17 protein-coding genes are annotated in these 14174 nt (G+C 32.0%); 11 read left to right on the plus strand and 6 right to left on the minus strand.

Annotated elements, in window-relative coordinates:
- Positions 1-467 precede the first annotated feature (467 nt).
- The 4 genes from B5D15_RS06495 (at position 468) to B5D15_RS15395 (ending at position 2296) form a co-directional block, all read left to right on the plus strand.
- Positions 468-818, plus strand: a complete 351-nt coding sequence (locus tag B5D15_RS06495; RefSeq protein ID WP_078696314.1) for a DsrE family protein — start codon at positions 468-470, stop codon at positions 816-818.
- Between the two features lie 92 nt (positions 819-910).
- On the plus strand, positions 911-1402 hold the full coding sequence (locus B5D15_RS06500; RefSeq protein WP_078696315.1) for a Csac_0668 family 2Fe-2S cluster-binding (seleno)protein: 492 nt from the start codon (positions 911-913) through the stop codon (positions 1400-1402).
- Between the two features lie 59 nt (positions 1403-1461).
- The gene (locus B5D15_RS06505; RefSeq protein ID WP_078696316.1) at positions 1462-2049 is read left to right on the plus strand and encodes a DUF6438 domain-containing protein; all 588 of its coding nucleotides are present in this window, start codon (positions 1462-1464) and stop codon (positions 2047-2049) included.
- Positions 2050-2128: 79 nt separating this feature from the next.
- Positions 2129-2296 carry a hypothetical protein gene (locus B5D15_RS15395; RefSeq protein ID WP_179122216.1) on the plus strand — a complete coding sequence of 56 codons (168 nt, stop codon included), beginning with the start codon at positions 2129-2131 and terminating at the stop codon, positions 2294-2296.
- Between the two features lie 277 nt (positions 2297-2573).
- Here the strand turns inward: B5D15_RS15395 and B5D15_RS06510 are convergent, their stop codons facing one another.
- A complete protein-coding gene (locus B5D15_RS06510; RefSeq protein ID WP_242948707.1) occupies positions 2574-3134 on the minus strand; it encodes a Uma2 family endonuclease in 561 nt (186 codons plus the stop codon).
- A 108-nt stretch (positions 3135-3242) separates the two neighbouring features.
- Entirely contained in the window at positions 3243-3650 is a 408-nt protein-coding gene (locus tag B5D15_RS06515) for a four helix bundle protein (RefSeq protein ID WP_078696317.1), read from the minus strand.
- 498 nt (positions 3651-4148) lie between these two features.
- Between B5D15_RS06515 and B5D15_RS06520 the strand changes: the two genes are divergently transcribed.
- Both B5D15_RS06520 and B5D15_RS06525 read left to right on the plus strand, forming a co-directional pair.
- The gene (locus B5D15_RS06520) at positions 4149-5057 is read left to right on the plus strand and encodes a ParM/StbA family protein (protein WP_078696318.1); all 909 of its coding nucleotides are present in this window, start codon (positions 4149-4151) and stop codon (positions 5055-5057) included.
- Positions 5058-5061: 4 nt separating this feature from the next.
- Positions 5062-5352 (plus strand): hypothetical protein, encoded by a 291-nt coding sequence (locus B5D15_RS06525; RefSeq protein ID WP_078696319.1) that lies wholly within the window; start codon positions 5062-5064, stop codon positions 5350-5352.
- 728 nt (positions 5353-6080) lie between these two features.
- Here the strand turns inward: B5D15_RS06525 and B5D15_RS06530 are convergent.
- The 3 genes from B5D15_RS06530 to B5D15_RS06540 form a co-directional block, all read right to left on the minus strand.
- Positions 6081-6365 (minus strand): hypothetical protein, encoded by a 285-nt coding sequence (locus tag B5D15_RS06530; RefSeq protein WP_078696320.1) that lies wholly within the window; start codon positions 6363-6365, stop codon positions 6081-6083.
- Between the two features lie 19 nt (positions 6366-6384).
- Positions 6385-6702, minus strand: coding sequence for a hypothetical protein (locus B5D15_RS06535; RefSeq protein WP_078696321.1), 318 nt, complete (start codon positions 6700-6702; stop codon positions 6385-6387).
- A gap of 178 nt (positions 6703-6880) precedes the next feature.
- Positions 6881-8896, minus strand: a complete 2016-nt coding sequence (locus tag B5D15_RS06540; protein ID WP_078696322.1) for a hypothetical protein — start codon at positions 8894-8896, stop codon at positions 6881-6883.
- Between the two features lie 443 nt (positions 8897-9339).
- Here B5D15_RS06540 and B5D15_RS06545 point away from each other — a divergent pair, with 443 nt between their 5' ends.
- On the plus strand, positions 9340-9624 hold the full coding sequence (locus tag B5D15_RS06545; protein ID WP_078696323.1) for a stage V sporulation protein S: 285 nt from the start codon (positions 9340-9342) through the stop codon (positions 9622-9624).
- Positions 9625-9880: 256 nt separating this feature from the next.
- Here the strand turns inward: B5D15_RS06545 and B5D15_RS06550 are convergent, their stop codons facing one another.
- On the minus strand, positions 9881-10126 hold the full coding sequence (locus tag B5D15_RS06550) for a helix-turn-helix domain-containing protein (RefSeq protein WP_078696324.1): 246 nt from the start codon (positions 10124-10126) through the stop codon (positions 9881-9883).
- A 104-nt stretch (positions 10127-10230) separates the two neighbouring features.
- On the opposite strand from B5D15_RS06550, the gene B5D15_RS06555 reads away from it, so the two are divergent.
- The 4 genes from B5D15_RS06555 to B5D15_RS06570 all read left to right on the plus strand — a co-directional run bounded on the left by B5D15_RS06555 (position 10231) and on the right by B5D15_RS06570 (position 13398).
- A complete protein-coding gene (locus B5D15_RS06555) occupies positions 10231-11115 on the plus strand; it encodes a GGDEF domain-containing protein (protein WP_078696325.1) in 885 nt (294 codons plus the stop codon).
- Between the two features lie 194 nt (positions 11116-11309).
- Positions 11310-11594, plus strand: a complete 285-nt coding sequence (locus B5D15_RS06560) for a stage V sporulation protein S (protein ID WP_078696326.1) — start codon at positions 11310-11312, stop codon at positions 11592-11594.
- A gap of 164 nt (positions 11595-11758) precedes the next feature.
- The gene (locus B5D15_RS06565) at positions 11759-11971 is read left to right on the plus strand and encodes an aspartyl-phosphate phosphatase Spo0E family protein (RefSeq protein ID WP_078696327.1); all 213 of its coding nucleotides are present in this window, start codon (positions 11759-11761) and stop codon (positions 11969-11971) included.
- A 359-nt stretch (positions 11972-12330) separates the two neighbouring features.
- The gene (locus tag B5D15_RS06570; RefSeq protein ID WP_078696328.1) at positions 12331-13398 is read left to right on the plus strand and encodes a DNA sulfur modification protein DndB; all 1068 of its coding nucleotides are present in this window, start codon (positions 12331-12333) and stop codon (positions 13396-13398) included.
- Positions 13399-14174 lie beyond the last annotated feature (776 nt).

Genomic DNA, 14174 nt, shown 5'->3' on the forward strand with positions numbered 1-14174 from the left:
TTATATGGAAAGAATTAGATAAATAGGGTTAAGGATAGATGGGACAAGGGTTTAAGGGGAGTGAGGGTTTGACATGAGTTTTTTATGTGTATACATAGTTAGGATTAAGTTTTATTCTAAAAAGGGTTAAGGGATAAGGGTTGAGAATAAAAAAGTTGTGTCAGAGATAAAAAACTTGTGTTAAAAATAATAAAGTCGTGTCAAATAGATAATAAAGTTGTGTCAAACAGTTGAATACCTAATAGTTAAAAATTAAAGAAACAGAAAAGTCCTTTTATAAAGGCTAAAATTGTATTAAAAGAAAATAAAGTTCTTCGATTTATATTTCTTGATATAAGAATAAGGGTGAAATTATATTATTTGCTTTTAGGGAAACATTACCACATTTAAAATATGTGATTTGTTTTGAATCATATAAAGTTTATAATAAAAGAAAAGATAATATATATAGAAAGAAGGTATTTTTTATGGCAGAATATAAGGTAATATTTCATATTGATGAAAATAACAAGTGGAATCTATTACTAAAAAATGTTAGCAATTTATTAAAGGCTATAGATATTGAGAAAGTTCATATTGAAGTTTTGGCTAATTCAGAGGCAGTTAAGTATTATGATATCAGTCAATATTTGAATACTGATATTGAGACAATGGGAAATTTATATAAAAAAGGTGTAAAATTTGTTGCCTGCAATAATGCACTATCAGCCCATGATATAAAAAAAGAAAACATCATTGAATTTGTAGATGTTGTTCCAACTGGGGTTTTAGAACTTGTTAAAAAGCAAAATGAAGGATATGCCTATATAAAATCATAAAGCGTTATTGAGAATATATGATAATTTGATTAATCATTTAAAAATGCTATGATAGAAATATTATAATATAGGTAATCGGAGGCAATGATAAAATGATAAATGAAAAAGTAAATAACTGCTGTTGCTGTGGAGAAACAGAATCACCTAATAAAGTAGAAAATGCTAACACATGTCCTGTGTGTAAAACATCAGGAGTCAAAGTAAAAAATATTACAGTCAGGCATTTGGTAATTGATACATTAACAGAATTGGTCGGAGATATGGATTATTATATATGCGTAAATGAAGAATGTGATATTGTTTATTATAATCCAGAATCAGGCGTTAAGTTTGATAAACAGCAAGTGAAAGTACCAATATGGTTTAAAAAAGATGCTAATCCCAAATATGCCTGCTACTGCAGCAAGGTTACAGAGGAACAAGTAATAGATGCCGTAATAAAAGATGGTGCAAAAACAGTTATGGATATTATAGAAATCACAGGGGCGATGAAAAACAGCCAATGTGAAAAGAATAACCCGTTAGGAAAGTGCTGCCACAAGATAATTCAGGAGGCTATAGATAAGGGGTTATCCATGAAATAAGATACAATTCCGTTTTGTACTATATTTTAATACTATATACGGTAAATCGGGGGATTATCATGTTTGAATACATAAAATTGCAAAGAACAATGTGTTTTGGGACTTGTCCTGTCTATAGTGTTATGGTGGATAATAAGGGCAATGTAAATTATTATGGAGAGATGTTTGTATATAAGAGCGGGGAACATCATTGGAAGATATCAGGGAAAAAAGTAAATCAGTTAAATGACTTGATTGAGGATTTTGGGTTTAAGTCTTTTATATATGAGCCAGGTTATGAGTTTATTACGGACTGTCCTTCTTGCATCACCACAGTAAAGTATTCTAATGGTGAAACTAAAGAAATTGACCACTATTATGGACATATTTTGATAGATGATAGCCTGACAGCATTTGAAAATAAGATAGAGAGAATAATAGGCACTAAAAAATATGTAAATCCAAAGTTGTACATATACCAAGTTGAAGAAAAGATTTCAGAGCCATCAATCAGATATATAGTTATTTCTGCTTCGGAAAAAGAAGCAATATATTTAGCAGAAAAAGAATGTACAAGACAAGAAGCATTAAAATGGGAAGTCAAGAAGATTGGTGTTGCTATAGATGATTATTATGAACCGCTAATACTTATGAGAGATTTTAAGTAGTCGCAGGATACCAACAAAATTGAACTACAATGGAATACATATGGGACTAAAACATCAATTGAAAAGTGTGTGATGCGATATGGAAAAGAAATTGACATGGGATGAACTCAAGAGAGTGGCTACTCTTGCAAAAGAAAAAGGCATTATTAAGGCTGACCCTGTAAAAATTCCTAAGAATAATAAATATGACCGAATAACTATTGCAAAACAGAGGACTTGGAAACGATTAGGGATTTGGGTTGATTAAACGAATTTAGGTTAAAGGGTTTAGGGTACGTTACGGGAAATTTAGGTACGTTATAGGCATTCAAGGTACATTACGGGGCTAAGGCATTTATAATATAGTTACGAAAAGTAAGCATAGAATGTACTATAATATTTAAATAAAAGTGAAAACTGAAGTGCATCGACACCTCGACCCTAGAACCTTTTAATAAATAGGGCTATTAGGATTTTTTGAGTGCTTTGGAGATTTAGCGGTCTTTCCAAGGCATTTTTTCTTAACAGTCTGTATAAGTTAAGTCTTATTCGTTTGAAAAAACTTCTTCTAAGTGAATCTTAAGTCCACCAAAAATTTGTGATACTGCACAATCATCACCTTTATAAATAGCAGCCTGTTTGTACTCATCTTCTTCTAGTAGATATACCTCAATTGTTTTGAGTCTGGGATTTATCATCCAATATTCTTTTATGCCAAATTCCATATAAGTACTGTATTTTCTTACTCTGTCGTGGGTTTCATTTAATGAGGAAATTACTTCAATAATTAAAGCAGGTGCGCCATAATATGAGTTTTCCCTTAATCCTGCCTTATCACAGATTACCATCAAATCAGGCTGAACTTTGACATTCAAGGCCTTTTCTTTATTTATTAGCCATAAGTCTAAAGGGGAGATGAATGCTTCATAAGGTTTGCCTTTAAAATAATCCCTAAGTTCTGCTCCCATATTTAATAAAACTCGCTGATGGTCTATTGATGGGGGAGGAAGATAGATTACTTCACCATTAAAATATTCAAGTCTATCTTTTCCCTTGTCCATTTCTAAAAACCTTTCAAGGCTTACTATTTCCGTTTCAGGAGTCACATCTTCACTTCCTTTCCAATAACATTTTACGATATTCTATAGAGATGATACAAGGGGTTAAAGGATTAAAGGTTAAAGGGATTAGGAAAAAGTAAAGACATTTTAATTCTACCAATTAGCAGCAGCATCAGATTCATTATCTGAGTTAGATTTTAGCCCTTTTATGTAACCAAATAACATTTTGATAATTTCAATCAACTTTTTATCTAAAGCATCGTATTGTTCCCTGTGTATATAGCCATTTTGATAGGCAGTAAGAAGATGATTTCTACATTCTCCTGCACTACCAAGAGCGTTGTTGGCGTGGAAGAGTTCCCTTTTTACGAATAATTGGGTATTTCCCTCAGCAATATTTGCCCCAATACTGCGACTGGCTCTAATTAATTGGTCTGTAAGCCTATATTGTTCATAACTTGGGAAGCCTTTAACCAATTCCCCTATCTCCTGCTCAAGACTATTTGCTTTCTGCCAAACCTTAAGCGTCTTAAAATCCTTTACTACTAAACTTTCATTCATAAAGTTCATCCTTTCAAATTTGATTTTCTACATTATAGAGAAGGATAGGGGTAAGTCAAATTTTAATAGAATAAATTTTGTAAAGAATCATTGAAAGGTAAAAGGGTTAAGGGGCTGTGTTAAAGGGCTATATATATACTTGTTCCTTAATCCAATGAACCTTTTACCTAATATAGGTACAGTAATATCAAGGGTTTTGGGGAATTTACTAAATACATAATTATATATGGAAGGGTAAAGTGGAAAGGGGAAAAGGATTTAAGGAAAAGATGATAAAAAACACTTGAAAATGTATTTGATGATTTAATATAAAATAATCGCCCATTAATAAAAAGGTATTTTACTAAATCAGAATTGAATACCTCCGTTACTATATATTTGTATGCTTACCAATTCAGGTAAGCAATTTTTTTATAAAACAGACTTGAATTTTTAAAGAATGATTTATTAAAAGAACTATAACGAACTTAAAATATATTGAAGAATGGAGGAATTTGTATGAACAATAGGATTTTATTAGGTTTAGACAATGGTAACAAATGCATAAAAACAAGTGAAGGTTACATCAGCGAGGCGGGATTCATAAAATCTAATAATGAACCAATCTCAACAAGCAACTTGTTAATTTATGAAGGTAAGTTTTACAGTATCGGGAGCAGCAGATTAAGTGTTCAAATGGATAAGACAGTCAATCAGGATGCTTTCATCTTGTCGTTGCCTGCAATTGCAGATGCGATAAATAAAGCAGGAGTGGAAGGTGAGGTAGATGTAATTATGGGAGTAGGGCTCCCGATTGTCAGTTATGGAACTCTTAAGAAAAAGTTTCGGGAATACTTCTTAAGATGGGGCATAGAATTCAATTTTAACAAAAATGATTATAAAATAAATATTATTGATTGCCGTACTTATCCTCAAGGGTATTCCGCACTGATAACGGTGTTTAACAGTTACAGAAATCTTCTATGCAATGTTATTGATATTGGTGGATATACAATTGATTTCTTTAAGGTGGAGAATGGAATAATTGATATTTCATCATGTTACTCACTTCCCAACGGAATCATTACATTAATTGCCAATATGCAGCAGGAACTTCTTAAAACAAATATCAGACTTACGGAAACTCAGATACAGGATATTATAGCAGGAAAAGAACCTGTTCTTTTCGAGGCTGACATTAAGGAAATGATTGAAGTGATGTCAGAAGAGTATGTAGAAAATTTATTAGTGAAAATCCAGGAATATGGATTTGAGTTTCACAATCCTACTATTTTTACAGGTGGAGGGAGCATAATGCTTCAGAATTACATTGAAAAGTCAAATAGAGTAAAGTACACAGACTTTCTTGACCAGTTTGCCAATGCACGTGGGTACAAGATTCTACTTGAACAAGAACTAAGAAGGTGATTTTATGGCAACAAAAAGAATAAACCTCTCATTTTCTATGAATAGAGAGGATGACTTAAAGGTATATAGAATACTTTCTGAACAGAAATATAAAACAGATTATGTAATTAAGGCAGTGTTAAGTTATATAGAGGAAAGGGATAAGGATTTTGATAAGGAAATAGTCAAACAGGCTGTGAAAGAAGCGATAGCGGAATGTGGAGGAATTACCATAGAAAACAAGGGAAAAGAGAATGATAGTTGCGTACAACATGAATTGCCTGACGATATATTTAATATGTTTAATAATCTATAGCCTTTAACCTTTATAAGCAGTGAAGTTTAAGACTTCCTGCTTTTTTTCTTGGATAATATATATGTAATAAATAGGTAATAGGTTACAAATTTCCTTAGGTTGTTTTTACCCTTTTCTCCTCGCCCCTTATCCTCTATGTCCTAACAGGAGGTTCCCAAACGAACTGGAATAAAAAGTTAGGAACTAAAAGGAACTATAATAATTTGAGGATAATTAAAATTAAAGACATACTTCTTTACAAATAATTCTAGGATATGCTATATTTAAAATGCATTCTAGGGAATGTAGTTGATAAACGGGCAAAATAGGGGGAGCAATTGCTTTGTTGCATTTTCTTCTCCTATTTTGTTTTCATATAAAATAACTTTACTTTTTAAGGGTAATAGAAGCGTAAAACTCGATTTTAGAAATGGTTTCCTTATATAGAAAACTGATAAGATAGTTATTTAGAATTCATTCTTTTTGCATGAGAAACGGGGCAAATGCGTAGGTTTTGGATATGTAAAAGGTTTAGAAATGGTTTAAAGGGTTTATGGGTAAAAAAGTGATTCTAAAATTGAAAAAATCAAGTGATTGAGGATTATAGGTTAGGGGACAGGTGGCATGGAATGAGGAACTACATAGTATGAGTGTAGTAATTAAAAGTTATCAATTTTCTTACCCTTTATCTTATTAAAATCTATAGAAAAAGGCTTTCCAGCAAAAACTGAAAAGCCAGTAGTATATTATTAAGACAGCCATTCATCTAAGTATTTAAGCATCGTACTAATATTAGGATAATTACAACTTAATTTTTCTACATTCAGTTCAGGAATAGTATTTGATAGTTTAATCAATAATTTATTTAACTCATCCAGCAAATCTCTTTCTCCATCAAAATTGTAACGATACGTGGATTCTAAGATGTCAAGAAGATATTCAAGGTTTTTATATTCCCTTGAATTCTTCCCAAAGGTTTGCTTTACAATGGATAACATCCTGTTAATTTCTTGTCTAAGATGTGAATTTTTCATAATAGCACCTCCAATTCTTTTAAAGGCAAAAATTATTAGTATATTGATAGAAATATTTTTTTAGCATGATATACAAGTAATCTTCATCCAGTTTATATTTATTCGAACTTTGAATCCAAATGGGGTTTGCAGATATGCTAAGAAGACATTTGGCAAGGTAGAATTCAACAACCTTATCTTCAGACATATTTTCTTTCTTTATCTTTTCATTAAGACATTTAATTGCATATCTTGCTATTGCAGCAACAGTCTTTTCGAGTTTTTGGGAGTATAGTGTGTAGTTTAAAGCGCTTTCTAAAGAAATAGCATTAAATTTAGAGATATTTACTGAAAGCATGACAAACCACCTCCGTTGATTGTTTTATGCATATTAATAAAATAAGTATTTAAAAATCAAGTATTTTTTAGAACTAATAGGAACTTTTTTGTTTTATATATCCAGGAAATCTTAGACAGATAGAGAAGGATAAAGGTATGAACAATAATATCCTGAAGTAAGGGGAGGTTTTTATTGTTCATACCTTTTGCCTTAACATAGAAATCAGTTCTTCTTTAACAATAATATACTTGTAAGTATCTATACCTAACTTTTTATTAATCTCTTTATTTGCCTTTATATAAACAAGGCAGTATTTTTGTAAGATGTCTGGAAGTATGCGTCTAAACTCAAAATCTTTAGTATACTTTTTAATGTAAACTCCATTTATTATTATAGGCTGGTTTATAACCATATCTTTTGTACAATATCCGAACTGATGAATTTGTTTAAGTATGAAATGTTCAATATATTCTTGCACAAAATGATTTTTGTTTGATTTTTTTATGCGAACATGATAAATTTGGTCTGCAAAGTCCTGCCCGAATACATTTGCAATGTAAGTCCTACTCATTCCTTTAATGGAAAAGCGATATGTGATTAAAGTTTTAGCCCGTTCCTCAGCAATATCAAGGACTAAAGCATAGTCTGGTATGGTATAAAAGCAGATACCCTCTTCTTTATTCTTTTTAGATATTTCTTTGGTTTTTTCCACAATCTTTTTATTTATATTGTTATATGGAACTTTAACTAACAATCCGAGTACACACAATAAATTAATGTATTTGTTTGTTCTATCAAGCGTTTTTTTAGACTTCTTTGCTAAATAACGGTTAGAGAAAAAGAACAGGGCTTCACCGCCTACTTTAAAAAGATTGCTAATAATATTATCAAGGGCAATGGACAGAATAGTTTGTATGTATGGATATGCATATCGAAGTACTCGATTTAAATAAGGATATTTTTCTCTATACTTTTGCAGACTATTAATAATATTAATGTTTTTATGATATTTTTCTTTTTGCTTCTGCGCCCAGCCAATGTCCAAAAATGATACAGAAAGATTATAGTATTCAATAAGATGTTTTATCGCATCTGATGTACTGCAATTCTTTTGCATCATTACAATATCAATAATGTCCATTCCTTTATTGGTATTGCATAAACAGTTAGAGGAATAGCAGAAGTATTTATAACTATTACCCTTTAAATTGATTTGGGCACTTGGATGCTTATCATCGTGAAATATACATTTGAAATTCTGGTTTAATTCACAATTAATACCTAAGTAATGCCTCATATCAATACTTCTAAATATAGTGATAATATCCGTATAACCTATTGGCGCTTTCTTGTGGCTGATAGCATTAGGTACAATTTCTATTTGACTAATAGGATGGCCTTTTGTAGGATTTTTAATATTTTTTCTTTGTTTTTCAGCAGTTAAGTAGTTTTCTAAGTCAGCAATACTAATGCCTATAGCCGATGCAAGTTCTTCTTGGATATATCTTCTACTTGTATCAAAGTGTATGCATTTCACTAGAAATGGTTCATTTGGGTCTTTAAGGTGATAATAGTTCGGTATTCTTAAAACCCGTTCAATAGATTTCGCACTTGCATCCACATGTTCTGGATAACTTTCGTATTGCTTGAAATAATTCATAAGTTCTACCTGCAGTGGTGTGAAAATAAGTAAATCCTTTTTACTCTGCTGGTCAATAAGCCAGTATATATGAAATCCGTTTTTGGTTTCGACAATGATATTAGGAGGTAGTGTAAAATTTTTCAGGGTCTTTAAGCACTCTATTTTATAGTTCTCAATCTCGGCAGCAGTCCTATATTCATAAACTGTCTTTTTTCCTTCTTTGATTATTTTGCCATTACCATCATACTTAGATATTTTCCCATAATCAAAATCTAGAAAATGAGCATTTATTCTTGTAATGGTTTCTTGTTTTGTACCACCGCTGTTTACAACAAAATATACGGCATACCCTTTTCTTTGGTAACGCTGAAAAACTTCCTGCAAAAAAGGATATTCATCATTATCCTTGTCCGTAAGTATGCAATCTTCACTTTTGACAATCCCCTTTTGTTCCTGAATGAGTCTAAAGAATGTTCTTTCCCCCTCGTTCTTAAAGGCTCTTAAAAAATCATAATCTGTAATGTTTAGTGTTGTACGGGTATGCAGGTCAATTTGGGCGAAAATATCCATTTTAACTCCTCCTTAAGAGGAGTCACTAAACTTGATATTTTCCGCTAAATAAAAGTTTCACGTAATAATTAAATTTCCCGTTACAATTGCTGTTGTTCCCCGTAATGTTAGTAACTCCGTAGATTTTTCCGTATTATAACGACGGGAATGATGATATGCAAATTATTACGTAGATTTTTTTAATAATATTTTAGATATTACACGTTCAACAAGTAGTAAAAGCATTCTATTTCAATGTTCTCATGAAAATATTAAAAGGTATGAACAATAATATCCTGAATATAATACCTCCTTTTATTGTTCATACCTTTTAGTAGAATTGTGATTTATTATGGGATATTAGATTTACAATAAAAAACAGACAAAGCAATATAAAAACTTGAAATATTATTAAAGTGCTTTGTATCATACCTCAGATAATTCTTTATGGAGGTATGTGAGACATGGGTATAAAGGTTTTAAAGGTTTCAGGAACTAGTAATGTTAGCGTTGTTGCAGATGTAGCAATTGAAGAGATAAAGCAAAATATGGTAGTGAATATAGACTGCATAGGCGTAAAGGCTGGTTACCAAACGGTGAAGGTTTTAATTGAAGTAACAGACAAATTAGTAAAAATGGGTTATAAATTCAATCTAAGACCTTATTATATAAAAGTAGATACACTCACGGAAGAACATGATACTATCGCTAAGACTGCTATCCGCTGGACATTGATTGTGAAGAAATAATATAATTCTTGCATTAACAATCCAAATATAGTAATAGCAAGGCATAAAGAGACACACCTTTCTAATGCTGCATTAAGCATAGGGGAGGTGTGTTTTTTGTTTATAGTATAAGTGATAAGGATAAATATATAAAAAAATAATAAAAAAGACAGTGCATATAGACGCATATAAGGTTTAGGGTGTAAGGGAAGAAAAAGGGTTGTAGGATTTACAAAGACAAGGACATATATTATAATGTTCTTTATTAGAACAAAAATTATTTTTCTAACCCCAATAACCAACTGGGACTAACTTTAAGGATTTGGCACAGGGCGAGCAATTCGTAGTCTGTCACAATCCGTTTCTGCTGCTCGATTTTGCTGATACTTGCTCTGTCTATGTACACCGCCATAGTCTCCAGTTTAGCGGATAACTGCTGTTGGGTTAGATTGCTTTTTAACCTTGCAGTTTTCAGACGAGGCCCGATGATATTACGGTTATCATTGTCGAGTACCAATTTCATATTTACCACCTTTGTGTTTTATTAGAACATTTTAAGTTTAACCGAACATCTAAATTTTTATGTTCCAATAAAGCACATAACATTGTTTTACAGGAGAATGTGCTATGGAAAAGTTTTTAAAAGCAGACAAAATAATATGCATATTGATAAACCAGCAAGGCAGGATTTACTACAGCAATATCGATAAGGATGCTGCTGGAAAGTACCTGGAAGATATCCATATCTTTGACCATTTGCCTGCTGATTATACTATCAATTACAACGTTGGATATTATGGTATCACCGTTGATAAGGTTGGTTTAGATGAAGCAGAATACTATTTAATTCTTATTCAACCGCAGGGCAATTTATATAAATATGCTTACAGGGACTCATTTACAGGTTTATACAACAGAAACTACTGGGAGCAGTTGATATCAGGTATACTGCACCGCCCCATACCCAAAAGGTTTACTTTAATTGTTATTGATGTGGATAACCTGAAAAGCCTTAACGACAGCAGGGGGCATCTGGCAGGGGACAAGGCTATACGGATTGTCGGACAGTCTATTAGAGAAAGTATCCGTAAACAGGATATTGCCATACGGTACGGGGGAGATGAATTTTTTATACTTCTTGCGAATACGAAAAAGGTTATAGTAGAAAAGGTGATAAACAGGATTAAGGAAAATATAAGAAAAAGAGGGAAAAAAGAAAACATTCACATTGAAATAAGTGCAGGGACGGCCTGTTCAGATTGTACCTGCGAGATGGAAAAGGTAATAACTATAGCGGATAATAAAATGTATAAAGAGAAGGCTGGGAAAAAGATTAAAGCAAGGCAAATAACAGATGAACTAATGGAATTAAAGCAGAAAATAGAAGCAGTGAGGGATGAATTAAAAAATAAAGTTATCTGGAAACCAAACGGGTCGGTTGACAAAGAACTGATGGAAGTAAATATAAAACTGGAACAGATGATTAAAAATTATTCAAAAGATGAACAATAATCCCATCAAAGGTGAAAGTGCATTAATAGCCTGTTTAGATACTTTGAAAAATGCAGGAAGTATTTTTGTCTTAGTTGATTATTAAAGATTTGTTTTGAAATGAAGTATTAAAGGGGAAGTATAAAACACTTGAAACTATTAACAATCAATCCTTATTATGCTGATAAATACAAACTAAGGAGGCATAATAAGGTATGAATATACAGGTTTTAAAAGTTGCTGGAAACAGCAGCGTTAACGCTGTTTCGGACAAAATAATCCAATATGCTGTGAGCGATGGAATAGTGCATGTGGACTGCATAGGAGTAAAGGCAACTTACACAGCCGTAAGAGCGATAATATCGGCAACAGAGTATCTGGTAAAAGAAGGCTATAAGTTTAATCTGCGCCCGTATTATACGGAAGTGGATGTGCAGGATAATGACAAAATGGTACAAAAAACTGCCATACGCTGGTCTATAGTTGCAAAGAAAAAATAAAATAGCAGTTGTTATTGTAGAAAAATAGAAATTATGGTAATATAAGAATATACGGACGGGAGGACATGCCTCCCTATACTGCCAGGCTTAGTGCCTGGAACTTATGCGTATAGGGAAGGTGTGTCTTTTTTTGATGTTTTTTGTTTAAGAAAGGGGATGGTAATATGTCTTACAAAAGGACATCGCTAAAATCAAATAATATCAGACAGGAATTAATGGAAATTAATAATTCAATAGAAGTCATGAGGGAAAAACTTAATAAATTGGTCGGTGAAGGCTTAAAAGCAGATAAGAGAACTTTTGAAATAAGCCAGCAATTAGATGTGCTTATACGGGATTATTATTTAAAAAGCATTGAGATTGATAAAAATGATTAAGATTATATCCAGAAAAGGAAAAGCAAAATAATAATTAAAGGATGCAATATTTATTGAACTTATGGCTGATACCTATCATAGTATCAGCCTGTTTTTATTCACAAGATATCCACAAAATATCCACATGATTTGTTGATAATGCAGCAAAAATATGCTTTAAATTATATGGATTGAATGAAAGTGGAATGACGTACCAATTATATATTACCGAAATCTATAAAGAACTGACTATTAACTTTTCTCTTGTGCCTTTGACCTATATCTGATAGAATACAACCAGAAAATATTGTCCATAATTTTAGTATTGGAAAAGTTTACTGTATTATTATAAATGCAGAAATAAGGGAGGAAAAGTGCATATGTCAGAATACGTATTCAGGAATGTGAGTCAGATAGGCGAAAAGGAATACCAGACAGTAATTGATGGACAGGAATTAGCAGAGATGTGGAGGGACGGGATAATAACCTACAATCCAGAGATACAAAGAGGAACAAAGGTTAAAAGGGGAAAGGATAATAGTGAAGTAGAGGTTGCTGTGTACAGCAAAGCAAATGTGAAAAAAATTTATGAATCCATGTTAAGTGGGCAGTATTTTACCGATATGATTACCCTGAATATACTTGCGGACGGCAGTGAAAAGATTGAACTTGATGACGAGGGAAATCTTAATGTAAACGGAGAAATCAATATCTCCGATGGACAACACAGGATAAGAGCATTAGCAATGATTTTAGAATCAAATGACAAAGAGAATACAGCCTTTGATTTAACTGAACTTAAATTCCCTGTAAAAATCACTAATTATGATGTGCAGACTGCCCAGCAGCAGTTCCATCAGTTCTCCCAAGGGCTTAAAATAAGTTCCAGCCGTTCAGAATACTTTAATCAGACAGGCCTTGCCAACATTATTGTCAAGGAACTTATGAAAAACAGCGACCTGGCTGGTAGGGTGGAAGTGGTAAGGAATTCCATACCGAAAAACGATGAACGACATATCGTAACCTTTGCTACCCTTGTAAATGCTATAGAGATAGTTTACAAGGATTTAGAGACAAGGGTTCAGGCGATGGAATTATCTAAATACCTTACAGAGTTTTTCAATGAATTGATAAACCTTATTCCTGAACTTTACAACTACGAAAAGAGGGTACAGAGCAAAGAGACATCGCTGATAGGCGAAAATTTTATGTTCTATGGATATGTGGCGATAAGCAAGGTTATAAGGGAAAAGGAGAATTGGAAAGAATATTTACCATTAGTTAATGAACTAGATTTATCAAAAGGCTCTAAGCAGTGGTACGGAGATGTTATTAAAAGAGGAAAGGAAAGAGGTTATTCTATTATTAATACCAGTGAAAGCAGGGAGAAGTTTAAAAGCAAGATAGAAAGAATGTTTAAAAAACTATTAAACGAAAAGACTGAATAATTTACATTTTTTAACCAGGCTGTCGGGTAGTTGTAGTATACTAACCTGTCAGCCTTTTTGGTCAGAGAGGGGAAAGGTTTAAGGAATTAGTTATAAGGTTGATATTTAATGCATGATTATATTTTATCGCATAAAAAATCTATCAAACCCTTAATCCATAATCCTTTACCCTGACTCACTAATATACATATATTTATAGGGTTAAATGATTGGGATTAGGGGTAAGAGGTAGGAGATTAAGATAAATTTTAGAGAAAAAATATACTTGACATGAATAATTAATTATATATAAAATGCTTCAGCAAAGTAAGGGCTTCATCATTAATGCCTCTTTTATTAAACTGTCTACTGATAAAAAAGTAGGCAGTTTTTTAATATAAAATTCAAAATAACATATTGCCACATACTTCCATAGAATTTTCTAGACAAATAGATAAATTAGGAAAAAAGTAATATAAAAATAGGACTATAGACCTATATAAAATTGAGGTTACCTATTTTTTATATGTTATGCTTAGTAGTGAAGGGAGATATGGTTAAAAAAAATCTCAATTTTCTTATATGTTAAACTATCAATAGAGGGGTGAAAATGCTTATAAAAATAACCAAAAATTGTATGTGCTATGCTTATAATGTAGGGGTTAAATGGTTCAAATAAAATTTAAAAATTTGCACCTCTCTGTTTTTAGAAATACATTTTGCTCTAATTATATTAGGTTACAAGGGAGGTGGTTTTGTGATTGATATTAGAGCACCTAATAAAGAAAAAATGAGAG

It is taken from the genome of Caloramator quimbayensis, assembly GCF_900167605.1.
Classification (GTDB): Bacteria; Bacillota; Clostridia; order Clostridiales; family Caloramatoraceae; genus Caloramator_B; species Caloramator_B quimbayensis.